This window comes from Novosphingobium sp. BL-S-33 (genome assembly GCF_056857025.1).
This window is the reverse complement of the sequence record NZ_CM166474.1, coordinates 2963137-2988668: the sequence shown is the minus strand read 5'-3', so window position 1 is coordinate 2988668 and position 25532 is coordinate 2963137. Positions and strand designations below refer to the sequence as shown.

The following is a 25532-nucleotide window of genomic DNA, read 5'->3' as shown; positions in this document are numbered from 1 at the left end:
AATTGCGCATGATCCGGAAAGTTAAATCGGTCATCCGGGACATTTTATGGCTCGCAAAAGCCGCCCGCATCGCGTAGGGGGCGCGGGCAAGACGGTGCGCGCGACGTGCGGCACCGGTCATTTCCCGGAGTTCGCACAATGCCCGCCTATCGCTCACGCACTTCCACTCACGGCCGCAACATGGCGGGCGCGCGTGGCCTCTGGCGCGCGACGGGGATGAAGGATGCGGACTTCGGAAAGCCGATCATCGCCGTTGTAAACTCCTTCACGCAGTTCGTTCCGGGGCACGTCCACCTCAAGGACCTCGGCCAGATGGTCGCGCGCGAGATCGAGGCAGCGGGCGGTGTCGCCAAGGAGTTCAACACCATCGCGGTCGATGACGGCATCGCCATGGGCCACGACGGCATGCTCTATTCGCTGCCGAGCCGCGACCTGATCGCGGACAGCGTGGAGTACATGGTCAACGCCCACTGCGCCGACGCCATGGTCTGCATCTCCAACTGCGACAAGATCACGCCGGGCATGCTGATGGCCGCGCTGCGCATCAATATCCCGGTGGTCTTCGTCTCGGGCGGGCCGATGGAAGCGGGCAAGGTCGTGCTGCGCGGCAAGGAGCAGGCGCTCGATCTGGTCGACGCCATGGTCGCCGCCGCCGACGAGAGCTACACCGATGAAGAAGTGAAGGCGATCGAGCGTTCGGCCTGCCCGACTTGCGGGTCGTGCTCGGGCATGTTCACCGCCAATTCGATGAACTGCCTGACCGAGGCGCTGGGCCTCTCGCTGCCGGGCAACGGTTCGACCTTGGCGACCCACTCGGACCGCCAGCGCCTGTTCCTCGAAGCCGGCCGCCTCGCGGTCGATCTCTGCCGCCGTTATTACGAGCAGGAAGACGAGACCGCGCTGCCGCGCAACATCGCCAGCTTCAAGGCGTTCGAGAACGCCATGAGCCTCGATATCGCCATGGGCGGTTCCACCAACACCGTGCTCCACCTGCTTGCCGCCGCTGTCGAAGCGGGCGTGGACTTCACCATGGAGGACATCGACCGCCTGAGCCGCAAGGTGCCGTGCCTTTCCAAGGTCGCGCCTGCGAAGAACGACGTGCACATGGAAGACGTTCACCGCGCGGGCGGCATCATGGCGATCCTGGGTCAGCTCGATCGTGCAGGCCTGCTGCATACCGACCTGCCGACCGTTCACGCGCGCACGCTGGGCGATGCGCTGAACCACTGGGACATCTCGCGCACCAACGCGCCTTCGGTTCAGGAATTCTTCAAGGCCGCGCCGGGCGGCGTGCCGACGCAGACCGCCTTCAGCCAGTCGCGCCGCTGGGAAGAACTCGATCTCGACCGTGAGAACGGCGTCATCCGCAGCAAGGAGCACGCGTTCAGCCAGGACGGCGGCCTTGCGGTGCTCTACGGCAACATCGCGCAGGACGGCTGCATCGTGAAGACGGCAGGCGTGGACGATTCCATCCTGAAGTTCACCGGCACCGCGCGCGTCTACGAATCGCAGGATGCCGCCGTTGCCGGCATTCTCGGCGGACAGGTCGGTGCGGGTGACGTCGTGGTCATCCGCTACGAAGGACCGCGCGGCGGACCGGGCATGCAGGAAATGCTCTATCCGACCAGCTACCTCAAGTCGAAGGGCCTCGGAAAGGCGTGCGCGCTGCTGACCGACGGTCGCTTCTCGGGCGGCACTTCGGGCCTCTCGATCGGCCACGCCTCGCCCGAAGCGGCGGAGGGCGGCGCCATCGGTCTTGTCGAGAACGGGGACACGATCGAGATCGATATCCCGGGCCGCACGATCAACCTGATGGTCTCGGACGAAGTGTTGGCGCACCGTCGCGCCCAGCAGGAAGCACGCGGTGCCGATGCCTGGTCGCCGGTCCATCCGCGCCCGCGCAAGGTCTCGGCTGCGCTTCAGGCCTATGCGGCCATGACTACCAGCGCGGCCAAGGGCGCGGTGCGCGATGTGACGCAGCTCAAGCGGAAGTAAAGGGACGCCCTTCGGCAGGGCGCAACCCATCTCCAAATTCCTGACGGGGCTCCTGCGAAAGCGGGGGCCCCGTTGTCTATTGTACTCCCGGTCAGGCGGATCAGAGTGCAAGCGGTCCGGTGCGCTCGCTTCTGCACTTTATTTTGATCGCCCGGGAACCAAATCCGGTTTCGCGGAAAGCATACGCGAAGAACTGGCTAGGCGAATGTTTTTAATGAGTTGAGCAGAAGGCCCTCGATTCGGTCCGAAAACGCATTCCCGCCCTATTCGCAACAACAGCGCGCCACTTAACCCAATCGCTGCAAGTGAAAATGCAGTTCCGGGCCACGCAAAAGTGCGTTTCGTCCGTGCAGTCTGCATCGGTTCACCGCACGTTGCACTCGGATTACCCGCACGTGCCCGGTTGTTAGGGAGAGTGTTCATGTGCCCGCAAGGTGAATCTGAACAGGCAGAACATCCATGGTTCAGGTGCGGCTTACCGGTCGCACATTTTATGAAGCGAAATGGAGGGGTTCTGACAGCCGGTTACACCATCACAGGGGGACGGCAGTCGGACGAGAAGCTGCGATCACGCAGGCCCGACTGGTCGAGATTGAAGGAGTAGCGCAATGAGTGTCATTTCCAAAAACCCCAAAGCCCTTTTACTGATCGGCACGCTGGCTGTTTCGGTGGCCGGCAGCGTTTCCGCGCAGCAGCAGGACGGCCTGGAAGGCAGCGTTACGGCAGACGCCTCCAGCCAGCAGCCGGTCGACACGGCCGGCATGACCAAGGGTCCCAAGGTCGAAGGCATCATCTCCGCGCGCAGCGGTGACCGGGTCCAGGTTACCAGCGCCAACGGCAACAAGACGATCGTCACCGTCACGAGTGCCACCAAGGTCAAGTCCAGCGGCGGCTTCCTGGGCCTGAACAGCAACAAGCTGGCGACAAACCAGCTTCTCAATGGTCTGCCGGTTTCGATCGACACCTTGCAGGGCGGCGGCGCGCTGGTGGCCAGCTCGATCGATCTGAAGAACAAGGACATGAAGGTCGCCTCCATGATCCACAACGGCACGGATCAGCGCTTCGCGTCCAACGAAGCGGCAACCGAAGCTCTGCGTGGCCGCATGGGCGACATCGACAAGTACAACATCAAGGGCACGACGAACGTGAACTTCGACACGGGCAAGTTTGATCTGACGCCCGAGGCGAAGAGCAATCTCTGCTCGGCGGCCACTTCGGCCGACGGCATGGATAATGCCCTTCTGCTGGTGGTCGGCTACACCGACTCCGTCGGCAGCGACGATTACAACCAGACGCTCAGCGAAAAGCGCGCCACCCGCGTGGTGAACTACCTCCAGCAGGCTTGCCACTGGAAGCCCTATCGCATGCTGACCCCCACCGGCATGGCCAAGGCCGATCCGCTGGCGGACAACAGCACGCCCGAAGGCAAGGCACAGAACCGCCGCGTTGCGGTGAACATCCTCGTCAGCAAGGCCGTGGACGGCTACTGAGCCAAGACGCACGGGGTGGGCTTTGGTCCCACCCCGGGTTTTCCGGCCGGGCTACGGCTCGGCCGAATTCAAGTCTGGCGGCATGTGTCCCATTCTCGGGCTGTGCCGCATAGATGCTTGTCGCTGGCGGGAATGTCCTTGTAGCAGAGGCGCATGGCCCGCTCCCTTACAGGCATTGCCTTGCTCCTCGCGCTCGCCGCTTGCTCGTCGCGGCATGAAGCGCCGAAAGTGGCCGAGGGGGACGAGCATATTCCCTGTGCCGTCTCCGGCTCCGGCAAGCTTCAGCCGGTTTGCGCGGTCGAGCGGCTGGAAGGGCCGGATGGGCTGTCCTTGCTGGTCCGCCATCCGGACGGCGGCTTCCGCCGCTTTGCCGTCGTCAGCGACGGACGCGGGCTTGAGGTTGCCGACGGGGCGCAAGTGGCGGTAACAAGGTTGAACGGCGACCGGCTCGACGTTTCGGTCGGGGCCGACCGCTACTTGTTCCCGGCGACGAGGAAGCCCCATGCCCCATCGGCTGCTGCCCCAGAATGACCAGATCCTGACCGTGGCGCAGATGCGCGCGGCTGAAGATGCGCTGATCGCGGCGGGGTCTTCGGTTTCCGCGCTGATGCGGATTGCCGGGCTTGGCGCGGCCGAATGGGTCTGGCGGGTTTCGGCGGGCAGGGCGGTTACCGTGCTCTGCGGTCCCGGTAACAACGGCGGCGACGGCTATGTGATCGCCGAAGCCATTCGCGAGCGCGGCGGGCAGGTTACGGTTGTGGCTGCGAGCGATCCGAAAACCGACGCGGCGCGCGAGGCGCGCACGCTTTATCACGGCGCGGTGGTAGGGCCCGATACTGAGATTCACGGCGATGTCTTCGTCGATTGCCTGTTCGGTAGCGGGCTCACGCGGCCGCTTGCAGCGGAGCATCTGGCATTGCTCACGCGACTGGCGCAGGCGCATCATCACCGGCTGGCACTCGACCTGCCGAGCGGCGTGCAGTCCGACACCGGCATGACGCTGAACGCCGGTCTGCCGTACTACGATGCGACGATTGCGCTGGGCGCGTGGAAATTCGCGCATTTCCTGATGCCGGCGGCAGCGACGATGGGCACGCTGCGGCAAGTGCCTATTGGCGTGGCTCCCGTGGAGGGGGCGGCGGTTCCGGTCGGCAAGCCCCGGATCGGCGCACCTGCAGTGGATGCGCACAAGTACCGGCGCGGACTGCTCGCCGTGGTCGGCGGAGCGATGCCCGGCGCGGCAGTGCTGGCGAGTGTGGCGGCGCAAGGCGCCGGAGCTGGGTACGTGAAGCTTTTCGCGGACAGCAAGCGCAATGTGCCCGCCGATCTCGTGGTCGATCAGGGCAAGCTGTTCGACGTGCTGGTCGACGACCGGAATACCGCCGTACTGGTGGGCCCGGGCCTTGGGCGAGACAGTCTGGCGCGCGAGCGGCTGGCGATTGCTCTGGCCGATCCGGTACCGGCAGTGATCGATGCCGATGCGCTCGTGCTGCTCGGGCCACGCCTGCTGACCGAGCGCAAGGGCGCGACAGTGGCGACTCCGCATGAGGGTGAACTGGTGACGCTCGAACGGACGTTCGGCTGCGATGGTAGCGGCAGCAAGGCGGACCGCGCGCTGGCGCTGGCCAAGTCGGCCGGAATGATCGTGGTCGCCAAGGGGCCGGACACGGTGATCGCTGCGCCGGACGGCCGGATCGCCTGCGCGCCGCGCGCCAGTTCGTGGCTCTCGACCGCAGGAACCGGCGATGTTCTGGCCGGTTGCATCGCCAGCCGCCTCGCTGCCGGAGCGGAAGGATTCGCGGCCGCCTGCGAGGGAGTCTGGCTCCACGGAGAGGCGGCGCGCTGCGCCGGACCCGCCTTTACCGCCGGCCAGCTTGGACAAATGGTCCCGGCTGCGCTAGCGGCCTGCCTGTGACTATTGGAACCGAAGAAATTCTGCGTATCGCCGCCAAGGGCGATGGTGTGACCGCATCCGGCCGCTTCGCCTGGGGCGCGGCGCCGGGCGACCTGCTGCATGAGGACGATACCCTCGAATGGGGGCCGCATCATATCCAACCGGCGTGCAGCCATTTCGGCCGCTGCGGCGGCTGTCAGCTTCAGCAGCTTGACGAAGAGAGCCTTGAGCACTTCGTCGCCGCGCGCGTTGCCAATGCCTCGGCCTCGCAGGAACTGGGCGCCGAATTGATCGCGCCGCCCTACCTCTCGCCGCCGGGCGCGCGCCGCCGCGTATCCTTGCGCGCCGAAAGCTCGGGTGGGCGCGTGACCATCGGCTTCCGCGAGGCGAAATCGCACCGGCTGGTGGAACTGGAAGAATGCCCGGTCATGGCGCCGGAACTGTTCGCCGTGCTCGGGCCGCTGCGCAAGCTGCTCATCACCATGGGCAAGGCGGCGCCTGCCAAGAAGGGTGGCCGCCCCGGCAAGCCGACCAAGCACCAGCAGCCCCGCATGGCCGCCGACATCGAGATGACGCTGACCGAGCAGGGAGTCGATCTCGGCATCAAGGGGCTGACGGCGGAAGGGCTTGCGGCGACCGAGGCGATGCTCGATTTCTCGCGCGAACATAAGCTCGCGCGCTTCACCATGGATGGTGGCTACGGTTTCGAGACTGTGTGGGAGCCGGTGCCGGTTACGGTGCGGTTAGGTGGCGTTCAGGTACCGCTTCCGCCCGGCGCATTCCTGCAGGCGACGGCGGACGGCGAAGAGGCGCTGGTGGAGGCCGCGCGCGGCTGGCTGGCAGGCGCGGCGACCGTGGCGGACCTGTTCTCCGGCCTCGGCACGTTCGCGCTGGCGCTGGCCGGACCGCAGACCAGAGTGCTGGCCGCAGAGGCTGCGCGCGATGCCCATCTGGCGTGCAAGACGGCCGCCGGACGCGCGCAACTGCCGGTTTTCTGCGACCACCGCGACTTGTTCCGCAACCCGCTCCAGCCCGACGAACTGAGCAAGTTCGATGCCGTCATCCTCGACCCGCCGCGCGCCGGTGCGCGCGAGCAGGTGGAGTGCATTGCGGCTTCGAGCGTCGGCCGCGTGGTCTATGTCTCGTGCAATCCGTCAAGCTGGTCGCGCGATGCGGCGCGGCTGATCGAGGCGGGATTCAGGCTGGTGGAACTGCGCCCGGTCGGCCAGTTCCGCTGGTCCACCCATGTCGAACTCGCGAGCTATTTCGAACGCGCCTGACCGAATGAAAAGCGTAGGAATTCAGTCGGATTCCTGCGCTTTTGCCATCATGTCCATGAAATCCCGTGCGAAATTGCGGTCCTCTTCGTTGTCGAAGGCGACATCGAGATCGGGCGAGGCGTTGAACATGTAAAGCAGGCACCACAGCGCGAAGCGCCGCGCGCGGTCCTTCTCCATGCCAAGATCGACGCGAATGCGATCGAGCCCGGTTTCCAGCGTGGAAGGGGCGATGGTGGAAAGGTCGTCGGTGCCGAAGTAGCGGCGGAGCTGATCGTCGAAGTCCATGGCGCTCCCTACAGGGATCCGCTGCGAACGTCACGTATTCCCGTCGTTCTCGGATTCGTCGGCATTGCAGGATAGCAGTTGGTAGATCACCGCGCCCCAGGCGCTGCCGATCACGCCCACGAAGAACATCGACCAACTCAGGTTCCAGCTGGTTGCCATCACCTTGCTGACGAGCGTGGCCAAAGTCAGGAAGATGAAAGCGATTTCCAGCGCGAGTACTGCCCACAGTACTGGCGGACTTGCCAATTGCCGGCGAACTGTCTTCACGCAGCACCTCCCGAACTACGCATCTCCCGATAAGGAGATTACTACGCCGGGAGCGCTTCGTCTAGAACATGACCACGGCAGCGCGGGCTATCAGGAACATCAGGCAGAAGGTCGAAAGCGCGTAAAACGCGAAGCGCAGGGGCATGCGATTGAAGGTCGTCTGCACGATCGAATGCATGACCCGGAAGCCCACGTAGGCCCAGGCGACCTGCGCATTCATCCCATCCCCCAGCCCAAGCAGCGCAAGCGTGATCGAGATCGCATAGAAGATCACCGGATCTTGCAGCAGGTGGTTGTAATTATGGGCTTTCCACTCGACCTGCGGTGGCAGCACATGGTCGAGCGAGACATGGGGATCGTCGATCAGTTCTTCCGGATCGACTTTGCCGAACGAGGAAAGGCGCGATCCGTAGAGCCAGAACCACATGACCATGGTCCAGGCCGCCAGCGCGACCACGGGTTGCAGGATTGCCATTCCGGTCATGGGATCTCCCTTGCTGCGAACCCGAGCCTCGGCCGCGCCGGCCGGCTTGTCAATGCGGTACTTGGGTCAGGACTTAGGCGTTTCCGGACAATACCTTGGCGAAGGCCTCGGCATCGGTGTTGCCGCCCGAAAGCACCACGGCGGTACGGTCGGTCAGGGAGACCTTGCCGGCCAGCACTGCAGCGAGCGCGGCGGCTCCACCGGGCTCGATGACAAGGCGGAGCTTGGCGAAAGCGAGGCGCTGCGCTGCGCGCACTTCCGCGGGCGTGGCGACGAGCCCGAACGGGCAGCGGGCTTTCAGCACCTCGAAGTTGATCGGCCAGGTGGCCGGCGTCTGCAAGGCATCGCAGGCCGTGGGCGGCGCATCGGCCGCCACGCGGCGGATCTCGCCGTCCGCAAGGCTGCGGCGGACATCGTCCCAGCCTTCGGGCTCGACCGGCACCACGGCCGCATCGGGAAGGGCGAGCGCGATTCCTGCCGTGAGCCCGCCGCCGCCGCAGGGGGCGACGATCTGGTCAGGCGCGCCGAGCCAGCGTTCGGCCATTTGCTGCGCGATTTCGATCGCGGTGCTGCCCTGACCCTCGATGATCCACGGGTCGCCGTAGGCATGGACGAGCGTGGCCCCGCGCTCGTCGCAAAGGCGGTTGGCCACGTCGTCGCGGTCCTCGCCGCCGGGGCGGTCATAGAGCAACACTTCGGCGCCGAGCGCGCGGGTATTGGCGAGTTTCACCTCCGGCGCGTCGGTCGGCATAACGATGGTAGCGGCAATGCCCAGCCGCCGTGCGGCCCATGCCACGCCCTGCGCATGGTTGCCGCTGGAAACGCCGACGACCCCGCGTTGGCGCTCGTTATCGGACAGCGCGGTAAGGCGGTGCCAGGCGCCGCGAATCTTGAAGGCGCCCACCGGCTGGAGGCTCTCGGCCTTGCACCAGATCGTGTGCCCGTCGACCTCAAGCGGCAGCAGCGGCGTGCGTGGCAGGATCGCCGCGACTTTGGCGGCGGCTTCGAGCACGCCTTCGTGGGTCGGGCGGCGCTGAAGATTCGGGTTCGGGAGATTCGCGTTCATGGACAAGGCCATAAACTCACCGCGTCAGCCGCACCATCTGGTAATAGCCGAGTGGCCCGCGCGTGAACTCCACCGACAGGCCCCGGTCTCCGGCAATGCGTGCCGCCTGCATAGGCAAGTCCAGCCGGGGTGTGACGTGAAACTTCGCCAGCCAGCCCCGCAGGCCCGCCCGCAAGGGGGAAGGCAGGCCCGCGAGGTCGCCGAAATCGATGGCATGGAGCACGCCGCCGGGGGAAAGCGCCGCCACCGCGCGCGACAGGGCGTCCTGCCAGCCGGGGATCATGGAGAGCGTATAGGAGAGGAAAATGCGGTCGAACCCGCCGCGGCCGAACAGGGCCTTGGGGTCGAAGCGAGTCGCATCGCCGGGTGCGAGCACGGCCTGCTCACCCAGCCGCTTGCGCGCGTTCTTGAGCATCTCGCCGGAAATGTCGAAGCCGTGGAGGCCCACGCCGGGCCACGCCTTGCCCGCCAGTTCGAGATTGCGCCCGGTGCCGCAGCCCACTTCCAGCACGGCCATTCCCGGCGCCGCGTCCAACTCGCGGATCAGGCGATCGCGGCCGAACAGATAGTACTTGCGCGTGAGGTCGTAGATGTGGCGCTGGCCGCGATAGACGCGGTCCATCAGCGCGGCATGATCGACGGGAAGGGTGGTTTCGGTCACCGTCAGCCTTTCAACACGTAGAGATGCACGCCGCCGTAGATCGAGGAGCGATCGCCCTCGGTTGCGGTGCGCGATTCGTCTTCGCGGTAATCCCAGTGCGAGAGGATCTCTTCCGGTACGCGGCCGGGCAGCAGCGTGGGTTCGGCGGCGGTGCGGAACAGCACGCGCGATCCGGGGCGGGCGGTGCGGGTGATCTCGCTCCACAATTCGGTCAGCTGTGCGTCGCTCATCCAGTCCTGCGCATCGAGCAGGATGTAGCGATCGAACGAGGCGTCCGCGCTTTCCGCGAGGACTTGCGTGAAGTTCGCATGGCGCAGGGTCAGGCGGCCCAGACGTTCACGCACCATCGGCACGTTGGCTTCCTGCAGATAGGGCGGAAGCGGGGCCTTGGCTTGGCGACCATAGCCGCGCCCGAAGGCCTGCCAGGCGAAGTAATTGTCACCCAGCGGGAAGTGGCAGGCCAGCTTTTCGAGGCGGGCGCGCAGCACGTCGGCCATGCGGTGGCCGCCTGCCAGCGCGTCGTACTGCGCGGGCGGAATGCCGAGGCCGAACAGCGAGGCGGGCTGGTCGGTCAGCCAGCGCACCAGCTTGCGTTCGAAGATCGGGGCGAAGCGCTCATCGAACACGCGGCGCTGTTCTTCCAGCGTCTCGGCGCCGAGGATTTCGCTGGGGTCGATCTTGTAGAGCTTGGCGAGCACGTGCGCGGCGCCGATGAAGTGGCCCAGCAGGCCGCGCTTGTAGATGCCGCGCGTAAAGCCCCGAATGCGCTGGCGGCCTGCGAGATCGCGGCCTTCCCAATAGCGGCGCGTCGCTTCGTCGAGGTGCGGGGCCAGCTTCTCGCGGTAGATCGCGGCGTTTTCCGGCTTGTCGGCTTCGGCGATGAAGCTGCGCAAGTCGGCGTAATCGAGGTTCTCGATCGCGGCGATCTTCAGGCGGCCCAGCGCGATATGCGCGGTGTTGAGATCGACGCAGGTGATCGCGGCCGGATCGGCGGTGAGATAGGAAAGCGCATTGCAGCTGCCGCTGGCGATGGTCAGGACGCGGCTTTCGGGCCCGATCTGAAGCGCGGCCATGTCCGCCACCGGGTCTTCCCAGATCTGCGCATAGACCAACCCCTTGAAGGCAAGGGCGAAGGCCTTGTCGAGCAGGCGCGACGCGCGTGAGGATTCCGAGCGGACGACCGCTCCCTCGATCAGATCGGAAGCAGGGCGTGCGTTTGGCATGGTAGTGGTCCCCCGGTGCCGTATCGGTAATGGCACGGCGGCAATGCCTCCACCGGGTGACCGCGTGATGACGGGATGATGGCGAATTATGACAGCCGTGGTTGGATATGGTTTGACGCGTTGCCGGTGATCGCCTGGTTTCGGCGGAGCCATCCCGCACCCTCCTTTCGTCATTGCGAGCGGAGCGAAGCAATCCAGAGTCGTCGCGCATAACCGCTCCGGATTGCCACGTCGGCTTCGCTTCCTCGCAATGACGAAGGAGGAGGGCAGAAAACTCTCACAGTTGAGTTGTCACACAGGGGCACTATATGCGGCCCTTTCGCGGCTTGCGCGTTCAAGGAGATAGATTGGTGAGCAAGGTTCTGGTGATCGGCGCAGGCGGCGTCGGTTCGGTCGCGGTCCACAAGATGGCGATGAATCCGGATATCTTTTCCGACATTCATCTCGCCAGCCGCACGGATTCCAAGTGCGAAGCGATCGCCGAATCGGTGAAGCAGCGCACCGGCGTGACGATCGGCACTTATGCGATCGACGCCGACGACGTTGAGGCGACCTCGGCGCTGATCCGCTCGATCGGTCCGAAGCTGGTGGTCAATCTCGCGCTGCCCTATCAGGACCTTGCGATCATGGACGCGTGCCTGGCGACCGGCACGCACTACATGGACACCGCGAACTACGAGCCCAAGGACGTGGCCAAGTTCGAATACCACTGGCAGTGGGCCTATCAAGAGCGCTTCAAGCAGGCGGGCCTGATGGCGCTGCTGGGTTCGGGCTTCGATCCGGGCGTCACCTCCGTCTTTGCGATGTGGCTGAAGAAGCACAAGCTGAAGACCATCCGCACGCTGGACATTTTGGACTGTAACGGCGGCGATCACGGCCAGGCCTTCGCGACGAACTTCAACCCGGAAATCAACATCCGCGAAGTCACCGCGCCGGCCCGCCACTGGGAAAACGGCGAATTCGTCGAAACCCCGGCGATGGGCGTGAAGCAGAGCTTCGACTTCGAAGCCGTCGGCCCCAAGAACATGTACATGATGTACCACGAGGAACTGGAAAGCCTCGCCAAGTTCATCCCCGAAATGGAGCGCGCGCGCTTCTGGATGACCTTCGGTGACGAGTACATCAAGCACCTCACCGTGCTGCAGAACGTGGGCATGACCCGCATCGATCCGGTGGTCTACAACGGCGTGGAAATCATTCCGCTCCAGTTCCTGAAGGCCGTTCTGCCCGAGCCCAGCTCGCTTGGTTCGACCACCAAGGGCAAGACCAACATTGGCGACATCGCGACCGGCGAAGCGCTGGACGGTTCGGGCGAGAAGACGTTCTACATCAAGAACATCTGCGACCACGAAGACGCCTATGCCGAAACCGGCAACCAGGCCGTCAGCTACACCACCGGCGTTCCGGCGATGATCGGCGCGGCCATGATCCTGACCGGTGCTTGGGGCGGTGAAGGCGTGTTCAACATGGAGCAGTTCGATCCCGATCCCTACATGGACATGCTGAACAAGCACGGCCTGCCCTGGACGGTCGAGGAACTCGACGGCCCGCTGGCGTTCTGATGCCTATCCTGCGGACCGTCCCTGCGGGCGGGCCCGGCGCACTTGCGCTGGCGGCCTGCCCCTCGGAGGACGGTCCGCAGTTTTCCGCCGCGCCGATATGAGCGCGGCCGACCACGGGCCAATGTCAGGCTGACGACAGCCTTTATGGCTGCTACCCCGAAGCACGGGGCGGCAAGGCGCCGCACGTAATCCGCGTCTATTGAGGCATTGATGAACTGGTCTTTCGTTGCCCCCATAGCGATGCTCGCGGGTTCCAATCTGTTCATGAACACCGCATGGTATCTGCATCTCAAGATGCCGGGCAAGGCGCTGTGGATGGCGATCCTGATGAGTTGGGGCATCGCTTTCTTCGAATATTGCCTTGCCGTGCCGGCCAACCGGATCGGCAGCCACGTCTATTCGCTGGGGCAGCTCAAAGTGCTTCAGGAAGCCTTTTCGCTAACCGCCTTCGTGCTGGTGGCATGGGTGCTGTTCGGCCAGAAGCCGGGGCTCAACGAGCTGGTCGGATTTTCGCTGGTCGGGGCGGGGGCATGGTTTATCTTCAAGGGGCCGTTCGGCTGAGGCCGTCCCCCTCTCGCAAAGGACTTCAGTGATGGAAACCCGCGCCGGCGATCCGGGAGCCTTCGTTCACTTCGACCTGTCGCGCGTCGACAGCCCCAGCTTCGTGGTCGATGCCGCGAAGCTGCGAGACAACCTGCGTGTGCTGAGCGACATCGGCGAGCGTGCAGGCGTCAAGGTGCTCTCCGCGCTCAAGGCCTTCTCGATGTGGTCCACCGCGCCGATCGTCGGCGAGTATCTGGACGGCGTCTGCACTTCGGGCCTGTGGGAAGCGCGCCTTGCCAGCGAGTTCTACGATGGCGAGATCGCGACTTATTCGGCCGCCTACAAGGCCGAGGATCTCGACGAGATCCTGCGCCTGTCGGACCATGTGATCTTCAATTCGCCGATGCAGATCGAGCGCTTCTGGTCGCAGATCGAAGCCGCCCGCGCGCGCGGTGAGGCTTTCGACATCGGCCTGCGCGTCAATCCGATGCACCCCGAAGGCGAAGTGCCGAAGTACGATCCCTGCGCGCCGCACTCGCGCCTCGGTTTCCCGATCGACCAGCTGACCGAAGATCACATCGAGATGATCGACGGCATCCACATGCACACCCTGTGTGAGCAGGACTTCGAGCCGCTGCGCCGCACCTGGGACAAGGCGTTCGATTACCTCGAACCCTTCTTCGGCCAGTTCAAGTGGATCAACCTCGGCGGCGGGCACCACATCACCCGCGCCGATTACCAGCGCGACGAACTGGTGGAATTCCTGATCGACCTTCAGGAAGACACCGGCGCCGAAGTCTATCTGGAACCCGGCGAGGCCGTGGCACTCGATGCCGGCATTCTGGTCGGTTCGGTGCTCGACATCGGCCACAACGGCATGCCGGTGGCGGTGGTCGATATCTCCGCCACCTGCCACATGCCCGACGTGATCGAGGCACCCTATCGCCCCGCCATGCTGGGCGAGCGCGAGGATGGCGATGGCCAGCCCGTGCGCCTCGGCGGCCCGTCCTGCCTCGCGGGTGACGTGATCGGCGACTATGTTCTGCCCGAGCGTCCCGAACCGGGCATGCGCTTCGCGTTTCTCGATCAGGCGCACTATTCGATGGTCAAGACCACGACCTTCAATGGCGTGCCGCTGCCGTCGATCTGGCTCTGGGATTCCGAGACGGACTCGCTCGAATGCATCCGCCGCTTCGATTACGAGGATTTCCGGGCCCGGCTGAGCTGATCGGACTTCGCTGATTGAGCGGGGGCAGGGCGGCTCGGTCCGTCCTGCCCCTGCCACGACCGGTGCCCCGGCCGGTCCCCCACGCGGACGAGTCGCGTGAACCCCACGGCAAGGGGTGCGTTTTAACCGTGAATTGCGATGCATTTTTCCGCCTGTCCGGGGCATTCCCGGCCGGCCAGTAATGACGGTTTAACCATCTGGTTTTGAAAGACTAAATTCTTATTTAGGGCGCGCATTTCGGTCGTTCATGAAGCTTATGTGACGTTTTCATGAAAGCCCGATTTTTTCACTTGCGATTCATCCGCTCAGCCCTATATCCGGCCCCTCGCTGCCCCATGGGGACTTCCAAACCGCAAGGCAGCTTTTCGCTAACAATTCCGTTTGGGGGTCCCTTGAGTTGCTCGAACATCTTGATGCACCGGCCGTAGCGCGCACCCTCGCGCCTGACGAACCCGTTATCCTCAATCGCCCGCATGCTGCCGCGCGCGCTGCTCGTTTCTTCGCCACGAAGTTTCCGGGCAAGTCGCTCTATGCCGTGAAGGCGAACCCCTCGCCGGATCTCATCCAGATCCTGTGGGACAATGGGATCACGCATTTCGACGTAGCTTCGATCGGTGAAGTCCGCATGGTCCGCAAGACCCTGCCGGCTGCGACCCTGTGCTTCATGCACCCGGTCAAGACTGCGAGCGCGATCCGCGAAGCCTATTTCGAGCATGGCGTCCGCACTTTCAGCCTCGATACCATCGAGGAAGTCGAGAAGATCCTCGAAGCGACCGCCGATGCCGAAGGCAATCAGGCAACCGACCTGCGCCTCTGCGTGCGTCTGCGCGTTTCGTCGGAATATTCGGAACTGAGCCTCGCCTCGAAGTTCGGTATCGATCTGGCCGACGCCGGGCCGCTGCTTCAGGCGACCCGTCAGGTTGCCGACTGGCTGGGCGTGTGCTTCCACGTTGGTTCGCAGGCGATGACGCCGTTTGCCTATGTGCAGGCGCTGGAGCGTGCGCGTGCGGCGATTGCCGACGCGGGCGTGGTTATCGACATGATCGACGTCGGTGGTGGCTTCCCCTCGGTCTATCCGGGCATGGAACCGCCGCCGCTGGAAGACTACTTCCAGATCATCCACCGCCACTTCGAAGCGCTGCCGATCGCGTACAACGCCGAACTGTGGTGCGAGCCGGGCCGTGCGCTCTCCGCCGAATACAGCTCGATGATCGTCAAGGTCGAGAAGCGTCGCGGTGACGAGCTTTACATCAACGAGGGTGCCTATGGTGCGCTCTACGATGCGGCGCACGTGGCATGGCGTTTCCCGGTGAAGTGCATCGCGCGCGATGGCCAGCGTTCGGAGGACCTTCAGGAGTTCTCGTTCTACGGCCCGACCTGCGACGATGCTGACTTCATGGAAGGCCCGTTCATGCTCCCCGCCGACATCAAGGCGGGCGACTGGATCGAAGTGGGCATGCTGGGCGCTTATGGCGCTGCCATGCGCACGGCGTTCAACGGCTTCGGCACGGGGGACGTGGTGACGGCCTCGGACGAGCCGATGGCCAGCCTCTACAGCGGCGACCGCAAGGATCCGCGCGTTTCGGACAACGTGGTCTCGCTGCGCTGATCGCCTGTCGATAGAAACAAGAAAAGGCCCCCGGTCATCGCTGACCGGGGGCCTTTTCCGTTGGGCTTCAGTTCGCGGTGAGCAAGTCCTTCAGGCCAAACGGCTGGCAGCGCAGGAATTGCGGCGAAACCTTGATTTGCGCACCGAGGGCGGCGGCGGCGTGCCAGGGCCAGCGCGGGTCGTAGAGCACAGTGCGGGCAATCGCGATCATGTCCGCCTCGCCATTGGCAAGGATCGCCTCGGCCTGCTCGGGCTCGGTGATGAGGCCCACGGCGATCACCGGCATGGTGTCCACCGCTTCCTTCACCTTGTGAGCGAGCGGCACCTGATAGTTCGGGCCGACCGGGATCTGCTGGTCGGCATGAAGGCCGCCGCTGGAAACGTGGAAGCCGTCGCAGCCACGCGCTTCAAGAGCCTTGGCGAAAGCGATGGTCTGCTCGATGTCCCAGCCGCCCTCGACCCAGTCGGTGCCGGAGACGCGCATGGTGACCGGCTTGTCGGTCGGGAAGGCGGCGCGCACGGCGTCGTAGACTTCCAGCGGGAAGCGCATGCGGTTTTCAAGGCTGCCGCCGTATTCGTCCGTGCGTTTGTTGGAGAGCGGCGAGAGGAACTGGTGCAGCAGGTAGCCATGGGCGCCGTGAAGCTGAATGGCGTCGATGCCCAGACGCGCGGCGCGGCGGGCGGCATCGGCAAAGGCATCGCGGATGCGGGCGAGACCGGCCTTGTCGAGCGCCTCAGGCGCGTTCTCATGCGGAAGGAAGGGAATGTCCGATGCGGAGACCGTCTGCCAGCCGTTCGCGTCCTGAGGGGCTATCTGACCGCCTCCGTCCCAGGGCTTGGCCGTGCTGGCCTTGCGGCCGGCGTGGGCGAGCTGGATGGCAATGGGCATGTCCGACCAGCGGCGCACGGATTCGAGTACTTTGCCCATGGCGGCCTCGGTCTCGTCATCCCACAGCCCCACGTCGGCATAGGAGATACGGCCTTCCGGACTGACGGCGCTGGCCTCGATGGTGAGGATGGCTGCGCCCGACTGGGACAGGTTGCCGAGATGCTGGACATGCCAGTCGGTCATCTTGCCGTCTTCGGCGGAATATTGACACATCGGCGCGATGACGATGCGGTTTGCGAGGGGGAGCTTGCCGAGGGAAGTCGGTTCGAAAAGCTTGGCCATGGGGTCCTTCCGGTCATGTCGTCGCAGCTAGGGGGAGGGCGCGCGGAGAGGCGCCTGCGACGGCAGGCAACTTGGGGTGCCCGGGCCAAATGAAAAGGGCCCCTCGCGCGTGCGGGGGCCCTTCCATGAAAAGATTATGTTGCGGCCGCGAAAGCCACTCTGACCCGGTCAGGCGGCGAGGCGCATTTCCAGACGTTCCCAGATCTCGACGAGCGCATCGGTCAGGCTGCGCATCATTGCTTCGGTATGCGTCGGCCCGGGCGTGAAGCGCAGGCGCTCGGTGCCGCGCGGCACGGTGGGGAAATTGATCGGCTGCACATAGGCGCCATATTCGGCCAGCAGGATGTCGCTGATCTTCTTGGCCTTGACCGGGTCGCCGACCATCAGCGGCACGATGTGCGTGGTGGAGTTCATCACCGGCAGGCCCGCGTCGCGGAACATCTGCTTCAGCGTCGCGGCCGAGTGCTGCTGCGCCTCGCGCTCCGCACTGGAGCTCTTGAGGTGCTTTACCGAGGCCAGAACGCCCGCCACCAGTACTGGCGAGAGCGAGGTGGTGAAAATGAAGCCGGGGGCATAGCTGCGGATGCAATCGATCACCTTCTGGTCGGCCGCGATATAGCCGCCCATCACGCCGAACGCCTTGCCCAGCGTGCCTTCGATGATGTTGATGCGGTGCGCCGCCTCGTCCCGATCGGTGATGCCGCCGCCGCGCGGGCCGTACATGCCGACGGCGTGGACCTCGTCGATGTAGGTGAGCGCGTTGTACTTCTCTGCCAGGTCGCAGATCGCGTGGATCGGCGCGATATCGCCGTCCATCGAATAGACCGACTCGAAGGCGACCAGCTTGGGCAGGTTCGGGTCCGTCGCAGCCAGCAGTTCCTCAAGATGTTCGAGGTCGTTGTGGCGCCAGACTTTCTTCTCGCAGCCCGAATTGCGGATGCCGGCGATCATCGAGGCGTGGTTCAGCTCGTCCGAGAAGATCACGCAGCCCGGCAGGAGCTTGGCGAGCGTGGAGAGCGTGGCATCGTTCGAGACATAGCCCGACGTGAACAGCAGCGCGCCTTCCTTGCCGTGAAGGTCCGCCAGTTCCTGCTCAAGTTCGATGTGGTAATGCGTGTTGCCGCCGATGTTGCGGGTGCCGCCGGAACCGGCGCCGACGTCGTGCAGCGCCTCTTCCATCGCCTCGATCACCTTGGGGTGCTGGCCCATCGAGAGGTAGTCGTTGGAGCACCAGACGGTGATCGGCTTGGGGCCGTTGTGGCCGGCAAAGCAGCGGGCGTTGGGGTAGGCCCCCTTGTTGCGCAGGATATCGATGAAGACGCGGTAGCGACCTTCGGAATGCAGACGTTCGATCGCCTGTTCGAAAATGTGCTCGTAGTTCACCTGGGCTCTATCCTGCACTGGCCGTGAAGTGGCTTCTACCTGTTATTGGGCGCCAATACCGCATCGTTCGAAGCCTGACCAGACGGTTGTATCAGTTACGGTGATTGATATCGCCTCAGGATCGGCTTGAAATAAATCGTCTCGCAGACGACATTTTCGCATCGGGGCGGGTTTCGAGATGATTGCCCTCAAGATTTCACGAAACCCCAAGGCACACCGTCCGGCGCTGCCGGATCATGTCCCGGGATCACCACCAGGCTTGGCGCAGCCCGCTTGAGCGCCTGAATGGTCATCAACCATGACGCGATCGCGATGCGCTTGTCGGGGTGGCCCAGATCGGCGAACGTCCGTGCCGGTGGGCGCAAATCCTGCCAGCTTTCGGATACTTGCGCGACATCGCCGGTAAACAGAAATTCCCGGCCGTCCGCCAATTGCACGAAGTACATCGTGGCGCGATTGGGCAGATCGAGCTGGGGGATGGCCACGATTCCGGGGGCGACCGCGTGCGGGTGGCCGTCGCTGAGATCGGGCAAGGGCAGCGCTTCGGGAGAATGGACCGCGGGATTGCCCCGGTGCGAGGGCCGGTCCAGCAGTTGCAGTCGCAAGCCGGCCTGTGCGACTTCGTGGTCCACGCGCCGCTGGGCGATGGAATCGAACTCGGAGACGTTGTTTTCCTCGGCGATTTCGGCCGTCGTGCCGGCGTCGATGACGATTGGACGCGCGCCGGGCACCAGCAGTTCGTAGGCCCGGATGCCGGTGCGAATGGGGCGGAGGCCGGTTCCGGCCGCGAGCTGGTTGTGCAGCGACATGCGCGTGCCGATCAGCTCATGACGGATCTGGGTGGGATGCGCGCCGTCGATAGACTTCGCAAGCGTGCGTAACTCGTCGATGTCGAGCGGCCTGGCGTGGGCATCGGGCGCGCTGGCGTCGAACTGGAACCAGTAGAGCGGCAGCCCGACGAGCAGCAGCAGCGCGAGCACGAAGACGTTGAATGTCGGCGTCAAAGCAGCCCGCCCCCTTCAAGTCCGTATCGCGACAGGGCAATGGCGTAAGATGAGGTCAGGTCTCTGGTCCCGGTGAAAAGGGCCCGGTCGGGGACCGCGCGGGCAAAGTCCTGCCCCTCGGTCAGCCGGGTGATCTGGCGGGCGATGCCCTGTGCGCCGTGGACGAAGGCGACGCCGGGGCCAAAGGCTTCGGCCAGTTCCTCTTCCAGCAGCGGGAAATGCGTGCAGGCGAGAACGACCGTGTCGATCTCCGTGCCGCCGGGCATGCTGCGCAGGGCCTCTGCGGCGCGGCGAATGACGGCCGGATCGACCGGTTCACCGCGCAGCTTGGCTTCGGCCGCCTCTACCAGTTCGGGAGCACCGTGGCGCAGCAGCCGCTTGTCGGCGGCGAATTCCTGTTCAAGCCGGTCGACGTATGCCTGCCGGATCGTTGCCTGCGTGCCGAGCAGCCCGATGGTGCCGGTGCGCGTCATCGCTGCCGCCGGCTTGATCGCGGGCACGGTGCCGACAATCGGCACTTCCAGCACCTCGCGCACCATGCCAAGCGCGATGGTCGAGGCGGTGTTGCAGGCGATGCAGACGAGGCGCGGCGAAAAACGTTCGGTCATGCGCCCCAGCAGTCCGGCAACGCGCGCGGCGACTTGCGCCTCGGTCTTGGTGCCATAGGGCAGACCGGCGGTATCGGCGGCGTAGATCACTGGCGCCTGCGGCAATGCCCGGCGCAATTCGGCGAGCACGGTGAGGCCGCCCACGCCCGAATCGAAAACCAGGATCGGCGCGGCGGGGTCGACCTGCAAGGCGGTCGACACGGCGGAACTTTCGGAAGGCATCGTTTTTCCCTGTACCTTGCACACTGTTAACCGCGCGGGGGTGCCAAGGGCAATCTCGAAAGCTGCAAGTTACTTCGCCTAAAGCGTTCGAGCCGCTAAGAGGCCGGACATGTATTGGATTCTCCCTCTCGTTCTCGGCTACGCCCTTGGTTCGGTGCCTTTTGGCCTTCTCCTCACGCGCATCGCGGGAGGCGGCGATTTGCGCTCGATCGGATCCGGCAATATCGGCGCGACCAATGTGCTGCGCACCGGCCGCAAGGGGCTGGCGGCGGCGACACTGCTGCTCGACTTGCTGAAGGGCCTCGCCGCCGTGCTGATCGCTGCGCATTTCTGGCTGGAATGGGCGTGGCTGGGCGCGCTCGGCGCGTTCCTGGGCCACTGCTTCCCGGTCTGGCTGGGCTTCAAGGGCGGCAAGGGCGTGGCGACCATGGCGGGTGTGGCCTTCGGCCTCGCATGGCCGGTGGGGCTGGCTTACGCGCTTACCTGGATCGGGCTGCTGCTGATAGTGCGAATCAGTTCCGTTGCGGGGATGACGGCCGCTGTCGTCGCGCCGATTGCCGCTTTCGCGCTCGGACACGGACAGGCAGCAGGAGTATTGGCTGTAATCGCGGCGCTTGTGCTCTTCCAGCACCGCGAGAACATTGCCCGCCTGCGCGCAGGCACCGAACCGAAGGTCGGGAGCGGCAAGAAGCCGTGAGTCGAGCCGGGGGGGACAGCAAGACCGCACTCTCGCAGGACGAGGCGTTTGCGCGCATTCGTCTGCTGCGCTCGCCCAATATCGGTCCCGTCACATACCGTCAGCTGCTTGCCCGCTGCGGCAGCGCCGAGGCGGCGATCAAGGCCTTGCCCGAACTCGCCGGCCGCGCTGGGCGGCGTTACCAGCCCGCGCCCGAAGGACTGGTCGAGGCGGAAGTGGCCCGCATCCGCAAGGCGGGGGCCAGTTATCTCTTCCACGATTCCCCGGACTATCCGCGCCTGCTGGCCCAGAGCGAGGGCGCCCCGCCGATCCTGACGCTGCGCGGCGATCCGGCACTGCTGGGCAGGCCCTGTGTCGCCGTGGTCGGCGCGCGCAATGCCTCGGCCGGCGCGGTGCGACTGGCGCGCGGGTTCGCGCAAGGGCTGGCGGAGGCCGGTTTCACGGTGGTCTCCGGCCTTGCGCGCGGGATCGACGGTGCTGCGCATCAGGGCGCGCTGGCCGGTGGGGCGACGATCGGCGTGATCGCCAGCGGGATCGACATTGCCTACCCACCCGAACACGCAGAGCTTCAGGAGCGCGTGGCCAAAGAGGGCCTGCTGATAGCCGAGCAGCCACCGGGTACCGAGCCGCTGGCCCGCCACTTTCCCAGCCGCAATCGCATCATTGCCGGGCTCTCGGCGGGAACGCTGGTGGTGGAGGCGGCGCCCAAGTCGGGTTCGCTCATCACCGCACGGCTTGCGGGAGAAATGGGGCGCGAGGTCATGGCGGTACCGGGCTCACCGCTCGATCCGCGGTCTCAGGGGTGCAACCAACTCATCCGTGATGGTGCGGTGCTGGTTCAGTCGGTCGCGGATGTGATCGAACTGCTCACCCATTTCGACGGGACGCCGCGCGCGACTTTTCGGGAAGGCCAGGCCGAAAGGCGGCAGCCGCCGGAAGAAGCCGGTTCGGAACCTGCTGGTCCGGGTGAGCCGGCCGGGCTCGCCCAAATGCTCACCACGGCGCCAGTCGCCGTGGACGAAATCATCCGGCAGTCCGGAGCAAGCCCGTCTGTCGTGCAACTGGAATTGCTGGAACTGGAGATCGCCGGAAGGCTGGTCCGCCACGCCGGAGGCAGGGTGAGTCTGGGGTGACTATCCGCAGGTCGATGGGGCGACTTGCCAAACATTGTATATTTTCAGCAGTTTGACTGCGGAATTCTTTATGGGGGACATCTTGAGCGGTTATTTGGGCGCCTTCACAGTGGGCGATATCTTCACCAAAACTTTTGCCGTCTTCGTTGCGAATTGGCGAGCCACAGCCATCTATGCGGTCTTCGTGGCCTTGCTCACAAGCGGGTTGCAATTCACGCTTGCGCGCAACGGCGGATATCCCTTCTCAGGGGGCGGCTTGGCGGCCACGATTGCTGCAACGCTCCTCTCCAACATCGCCGGATATGTACTTGTGTGGCATATCCTCGATCACCTCGATTTTGCCACGACTTCGTTTTCCGGAGGGCGTTATTTCCTCTATCTCGGCGCCACTATCGTCATGGGTATCGCAAGCTGCTTTGGCATGCTGCTCCTGATCGTGCCGGGCCTGCTGCTCATGGCGCGCTGGTCTGCGGCGCTCCCGCTGATTACGGCCCGAGGAACGGGAGTGTTCGATGCGATGGCCGAAAGCTGGGAGATGACTCGGTCGCGTATGTGGACGATCATAGGATTCTATTGCCTGTTCGGGCTGGTGATCATGGCAATTACGTTTCCTGTCATGGCGGGAATTGGCATTATCAGTCTTCGCGAGGGCCTTCCCACAGAGGTCAGTGTGACCAAATTGGGGCTTCAGCTTGTCGGCAGCGTGCTGCAAAATCTCGTTTCGGGTGTCGTCGTCTGTTCGAGCGTGGCTCTTTTTGCCCTCTTGCTTGAAAATGCGGGCGCCGAAACCGAAGTCTTCGCTTGATACCCGCCGCTGACATCCTTTTGTCGCATCGGGGTGCTTGACGAAGCGCCCCAAAGCTTCTCACCCTATGCGTGTACACACATGCGCCCGCGTGGGAGCGCGCGCGTAGGGGCTATAAGAGTAACGAATGCAGCTAGTCATCGTCGAATCGCCGGCCAAGGCCAAAACCATCGAGAAGTACCTCGGCAAGGACTACAAGGTCCTCGCCAGCTACGGTCACGTCCGAGACCTGCCGCCCAAGGACGGCTCGGTCCGCCCGGACGAGGGCTTCGAAATGGACTGGGAACTCTACGGAGACAAACAGCGCCAGGTGAAGGCCATCACCGACGCCGCGAAGGAGGCTGACCGCCTGATCCTCGCCACTGACCCTGATCGCGAGGGTGAGGCGATTTCGTGGCACGTGAAGGAACTGCTGGCCAAGCGAAAGGCGCTGCCGAAGGACGTGCAGCGGGTGACGTTCAACGCCATCACCAAGGAAACGGTGACCAAGGCGATGCAGCACCCGCGCGAGCTCGATCAGGACCTGATTGATGCCTATCTCGCCCGCCGCGCGCTGGATTACCTGTTCGGCTTCACTCTTTCGCCGGTGCTCTGGCGCAAGCTGCCCGGCGCCAAGTCGGCGGGCCGCGTGCAGTCGGTCGCGCTGCGCCTGATCGTCGACCGCGAGCGCGAGATCGAGGCGTTCACGGCGCAGGAATACTGGTCGGTCGCGGCGCAGATGGCGCATGACGGCACGGACTTCACCACCCGTCTGGTGACGTTCGAAGGCCAGAAGCTGGACCGTCTCAGCATCGGCGACGAAGGCACGGCACTGCGCGCCAAGGCCGCTGTCGAGAGCGGCGCGTTCCGCGTCGAATCCGTCGAGACCAAGCCGCACAAGCGCAACCCGCAGCCGCCGTTCACCACGTCCACGCTCCAGCAGGAGGCCGCCCGCAAGCTCGGCTTCTCGGCCAGTCAGACGATGCGCGTGGCGCAGACGCTCTACGAAGCGGGCGCGATCACCTACATGCGTACCGACGGCGTGCAGATGGACCCGAGTGCGGTTTCAGCCTGCCGCTCGGCGATCTCGGACCGTTTCTCGGGCCACTACCTCCCCGAGAAACCGCGCCACTACGAGACCAAGGCGAAGAACGCGCAGGAAGCGCACGAAGCGATTCGCCCCACCGAGTTCACCAGGGACCGTTACGGCTCGGGTGACGAGGGCCGTCTCTACGACCTCATCTTCAAGCGCGCGATGGCCAGCCAGATGGCCTCGGCCAGCCTTGAGCGCACCACGGTCACCCTGCGGGACGGCACCGGCCAGCACGAACTGCGCGCAACCGGTCAGGTCGTGAAGTTCCCGGGCTTCCTCGCGGTTTACGAGGAAGGTCAGGACAACAAGTCCGACGACGACGATTCGGGCCTGCTGCCCTTCATGAAGGCGGGCGACATGCCGGCCAAGAAGGACGTCACCGCCGAACAGCACTTCACGCAGCCGCCGCCGCGCTTCTCGGAAGCGAGCCTCGTCAAGCGTCTGGAAGAGCTGGGCATCGGCCGTCCGTCGACCTATGCGGCGACGATTCAGGTCATCAAGGACCGTAACTACGTCCGCACCGAGAAGAACCGTTTCTTCGCGGAAGAATCGGGCCGATTGCTGACCTCGTTCCTCGAACGCTTCTTCCAGCGCTATGTCGCCTACGAATTCACGGCGGGCATGGAGGACGAGCTCGACGACGTTTCTGGCGGCCGCCAGGAATGGAAGGCGCTGCTCGAAGCCTTCTGGCGCGATTTCAAGCCGAAGTCGGACGAAGTCATGGAGAAGAAGCCCTCGGAAGTGACCGAGGCGCTCGATGAATTCCTGTCCGACTACCTGTTCCCGCCCAAGGCTGATGGCACCGATCCGCGCCTTTGCCCGAAGTGCGGCGAGGGCCGTCTGTCGCTGCGCGGCGGGCGTTATGGCGCGTTCGTCGCCTGCTCGAACTATCCGGAGTGCAAGTTCACGCGCAAGTTCGCGCAGCCGGGCGGCAGCGCCGATGGCGGCGGCGATGATGAGGCGCTGGGCAAGGATCCGGAAACCGGGTTGGAAATCGTGCGCCGTACCGGCCGCTTCGGTCCCTACATCCAGCTTGGCGAAGGCAAGGAGGCCAAGCGCGCATCGATTCCCAAGGACATCGACGAGTTGACGCTGGAATGGGGCATCAAGCTGCTCAGCCTGCCGCGCGCGATCGGTCCGCACCCGGAGACGGGTAACGAAATCACCGCGAGCATCGGCCGCTATGGCCCCTATCTGGCGCACAACGGCAAATATGCACGCCTGCGCAATACCGCCGAAGTGTTCGAGACGGGCATGAATGCCGCCGTTTCGCTGCTCGCCGATGCCGCCAATCGTGGCGGCGCCGGATCGCGCACCAAGGCGGAGCCGATCAAGGTTCTGGGCGCACACCCGACCACGGCCGGTGAGATCAAGGTCATGGCGGGCCGTTATGGTCCCTATGTGACCGACGGCACCACCAACGCGACGCTCCCGCGCGACCAGAAGCCCGAGGATCTGACGGCCGAGCAGGCGATCGCTCTGATCGATGCCAAGGCTGCCAAGGGGCCCGTGAAGGGCAAGAAGAAGGCCGCACCGAAGAAGGCTGCTGCCAAGAAGGCCCCGGCCAAGGCGGCTTCGGAAAAGGCACCTGCTGCGAAAAAGGCTCCCGCCAAGAAGGCTCCGGCCAAGAAGGCCGCTCCCAAGGCGGCAGCGAAGAAGGAGGCCGCCGAATGAGCGACAAGATCGCCAAGCACAAGCAGCCGTGGAAGCCCGAAGAGCTTCAGAAGCTTCAGGTCCTTGCCGGAAAGGGCAAGGGTCTGAAGGAGATCGCCAAGGCTCTCAACCGCACCGAGGAATCGACCAAGGAGGCGGCGCGCCAGCATGGGTTCGCCGTCGCCAAGGCCCGCTAA

24 protein-coding genes are annotated in these 25532 nt (G+C 64.7%); 14 read left to right on the top strand and 10 right to left on the bottom strand.

Going from position 1 to position 25532, the window contains the following annotated elements; translation table 11 throughout:
- Positions 1 to 138 precede the first annotated feature (138 nt).
- The 5 genes from ilvD (at position 139) to AC1VVM_RS13890 (ending at position 6659) form a co-directional block, all read left to right on the top strand.
- Positions 139 to 1995, top strand: coding sequence for a dihydroxy-acid dehydratase (gene ilvD / locus AC1VVM_RS13910; protein WP_132385630.1), 1857 nt, complete (start codon positions 139 to 141; stop codon positions 1993 to 1995).
- Between the two features lie 608 nt (positions 1996 to 2603).
- Positions 2604 to 3485, top strand: coding sequence for an OmpA family protein (locus tag AC1VVM_RS13905; protein WP_132385629.1), 882 nt, complete (start codon positions 2604 to 2606; stop codon positions 3483 to 3485).
- Between the two features lie 153 nt (positions 3486 to 3638).
- Positions 3639 to 4016, top strand: a complete 378-nt coding sequence (locus AC1VVM_RS13900) for a hypothetical protein (RefSeq protein WP_482955208.1) — start codon at positions 3639 to 3641, stop codon at positions 4014 to 4016.
- On the top strand, positions 3988 to 5400 hold the full coding sequence (locus AC1VVM_RS13895) for an NAD(P)H-hydrate epimerase (RefSeq protein WP_482955207.1): 1413 nt from the start codon (positions 3988 to 3990) through the stop codon (positions 5398 to 5400). Before AC1VVM_RS13900 ends, AC1VVM_RS13895 begins: the two co-directional genes overlap by 29 nt.
- The gene (locus tag AC1VVM_RS13890) at positions 5397 to 6659 is read left to right on the top strand and encodes a class I SAM-dependent RNA methyltransferase (protein ID WP_482955206.1); all 1263 of its coding nucleotides are present in this window, start codon (positions 5397 to 5399) and stop codon (positions 6657 to 6659) included. Before AC1VVM_RS13895 ends, AC1VVM_RS13890 begins: the two co-directional genes overlap by 4 nt.
- A 21-nt stretch (positions 6660 to 6680) precedes the next feature.
- Here AC1VVM_RS13890 and AC1VVM_RS13885 read toward each other — a convergent pair whose 3' ends face one another.
- From AC1VVM_RS13885 to AC1VVM_RS13860, 6 genes are all read right to left on the bottom strand, one after another.
- The gene (locus AC1VVM_RS13885) at positions 6681 to 6944 is read right to left on the bottom strand and encodes a hypothetical protein (RefSeq protein ID WP_132385625.1); all 264 of its coding nucleotides are present in this window, start codon (positions 6942 to 6944) and stop codon (positions 6681 to 6683) included.
- Between the two features lie 30 nt (positions 6945 to 6974).
- On the bottom strand, positions 6975 to 7211 hold the full coding sequence (locus AC1VVM_RS13880; protein ID WP_132385624.1) for a hypothetical protein: 237 nt from the start codon (positions 7209 to 7211) through the stop codon (positions 6975 to 6977).
- A gap of 61 nt (positions 7212 to 7272) precedes the next feature.
- The gene (locus AC1VVM_RS13875) at positions 7273 to 7695 is read right to left on the bottom strand and encodes an MAPEG family protein (RefSeq protein ID WP_132385623.1); all 423 of its coding nucleotides are present in this window, start codon (positions 7693 to 7695) and stop codon (positions 7273 to 7275) included.
- 73 nt (positions 7696 to 7768) lie between these two features.
- The gene (locus AC1VVM_RS13870) at positions 7769 to 8761 is read right to left on the bottom strand and encodes a threonine ammonia-lyase (protein ID WP_482955205.1); all 993 of its coding nucleotides are present in this window, start codon (positions 8759 to 8761) and stop codon (positions 7769 to 7771) included.
- A 16-nt stretch (positions 8762 to 8777) separates the two neighbouring features.
- Positions 8778 to 9383 carry a class I SAM-dependent methyltransferase gene (locus tag AC1VVM_RS13865; RefSeq protein ID WP_482956354.1) on the bottom strand — a complete coding sequence of 202 codons (606 nt, stop codon included), beginning with the start codon at positions 9381 to 9383 and terminating at the stop codon, positions 8778 to 8780.
- Between the two features lie 41 nt (positions 9384 to 9424).
- Positions 9425 to 10645 (bottom strand): BtaA family protein, encoded by a 1221-nt coding sequence (locus AC1VVM_RS13860; protein ID WP_482955204.1) that lies wholly within the window; start codon positions 10643 to 10645, stop codon positions 9425 to 9427.
- Between the two features lie 350 nt (positions 10646 to 10995).
- On the opposite strand from AC1VVM_RS13860, the gene AC1VVM_RS13855 reads away from it, so the two are divergent.
- From AC1VVM_RS13855 to AC1VVM_RS13840, 4 genes are all read left to right on the top strand, one after another.
- On the top strand, positions 10996 to 12207 hold the full coding sequence (locus AC1VVM_RS13855; protein ID WP_482955203.1) for a saccharopine dehydrogenase family protein: 1212 nt from the start codon (positions 10996 to 10998) through the stop codon (positions 12205 to 12207).
- A 210-nt stretch (positions 12208 to 12417) separates the two neighbouring features.
- Positions 12418 to 12768, top strand: coding sequence for a DMT family protein (locus tag AC1VVM_RS13850; RefSeq protein WP_482904387.1), 351 nt, complete (start codon positions 12418 to 12420; stop codon positions 12766 to 12768).
- Positions 12769 to 12799: 31 nt separating this feature from the next.
- Positions 12800 to 13978 carry a carboxynorspermidine decarboxylase gene (locus AC1VVM_RS13845; protein WP_132385618.1) on the top strand — a complete coding sequence of 393 codons (1179 nt, stop codon included), beginning with the start codon at positions 12800 to 12802 and terminating at the stop codon, positions 13976 to 13978.
- A 397-nt stretch (positions 13979 to 14375) separates the two neighbouring features.
- On the top strand, positions 14376 to 15587 hold the full coding sequence (locus tag AC1VVM_RS13840) for a type III PLP-dependent enzyme (protein WP_132385617.1): 1212 nt from the start codon (positions 14376 to 14378) through the stop codon (positions 15585 to 15587).
- Positions 15588 to 15654: 67 nt separating this feature from the next.
- Here AC1VVM_RS13840 and AC1VVM_RS13835 read toward each other — a convergent pair whose 3' ends face one another.
- The 4 genes from AC1VVM_RS13835 to murI form a co-directional block, all read right to left on the bottom strand.
- Positions 15655 to 16758 (bottom strand): NADH:flavin oxidoreductase/NADH oxidase, encoded by a 1104-nt coding sequence (locus tag AC1VVM_RS13835; RefSeq protein ID WP_482955202.1) that lies wholly within the window; start codon positions 16756 to 16758, stop codon positions 15655 to 15657.
- Positions 16759 to 16926: 168 nt separating this feature from the next.
- Positions 16927 to 18141 (bottom strand): 5-aminolevulinate synthase, encoded by a 1215-nt coding sequence (gene hemA, locus AC1VVM_RS13830; RefSeq protein ID WP_132385615.1) that lies wholly within the window; start codon positions 18139 to 18141, stop codon positions 16927 to 16929.
- Positions 18142 to 18329: 188 nt separating this feature from the next.
- Positions 18330 to 19145: a hypothetical protein gene (locus AC1VVM_RS13825; RefSeq protein WP_482955201.1), complete on the bottom strand. Its 816-nt coding sequence runs from the start codon at positions 19143 to 19145 to the stop codon at positions 18330 to 18332.
- Positions 19142 to 19975 (bottom strand): glutamate racemase, encoded by an 834-nt coding sequence (gene murI / locus AC1VVM_RS13820; protein WP_482955200.1) that lies wholly within the window; start codon positions 19973 to 19975, stop codon positions 19142 to 19144. The genes AC1VVM_RS13825 and murI overlap by 4 nt, the downstream gene beginning before the upstream one ends.
- A gap of 109 nt (positions 19976 to 20084) precedes the next feature.
- Here murI and plsY point away from each other — a divergent pair, with 109 nt between their 5' ends.
- The 5 genes from plsY (at position 20085) to AC1VVM_RS13795 (ending at position 25532) form a co-directional block, all read left to right on the top strand.
- The gene (gene plsY, locus AC1VVM_RS13815; RefSeq protein WP_482955199.1) at positions 20085 to 20672 is read left to right on the top strand and encodes a glycerol-3-phosphate 1-O-acyltransferase PlsY; all 588 of its coding nucleotides are present in this window, start codon (positions 20085 to 20087) and stop codon (positions 20670 to 20672) included.
- Positions 20669 to 21805 (top strand): DNA-processing protein DprA, encoded by a 1137-nt coding sequence (gene dprA, locus AC1VVM_RS13810; protein WP_482955198.1) that lies wholly within the window; start codon positions 20669 to 20671, stop codon positions 21803 to 21805. Before plsY ends, dprA begins: the two co-directional genes overlap by 4 nt.
- 82 nt (positions 21806 to 21887) lie before the next feature.
- Entirely contained in the window at positions 21888 to 22610 is a 723-nt protein-coding gene (locus AC1VVM_RS13805; RefSeq protein WP_482955197.1) for a glycerophosphoryl diester phosphodiesterase membrane domain-containing protein, read from the top strand.
- 127 nt (positions 22611 to 22737) lie between these two features.
- Positions 22738 to 25356, top strand: a complete 2619-nt coding sequence (topA, locus tag AC1VVM_RS13800; protein WP_482955196.1) for a type I DNA topoisomerase — start codon at positions 22738 to 22740, stop codon at positions 25354 to 25356.
- Positions 25353 to 25532 (top strand): hypothetical protein, encoded by a 180-nt coding sequence (locus AC1VVM_RS13795; RefSeq protein WP_482955195.1) that lies wholly within the window; start codon positions 25353 to 25355, stop codon positions 25530 to 25532. The genes topA and AC1VVM_RS13795 overlap by 4 nt, the downstream gene beginning before the upstream one ends.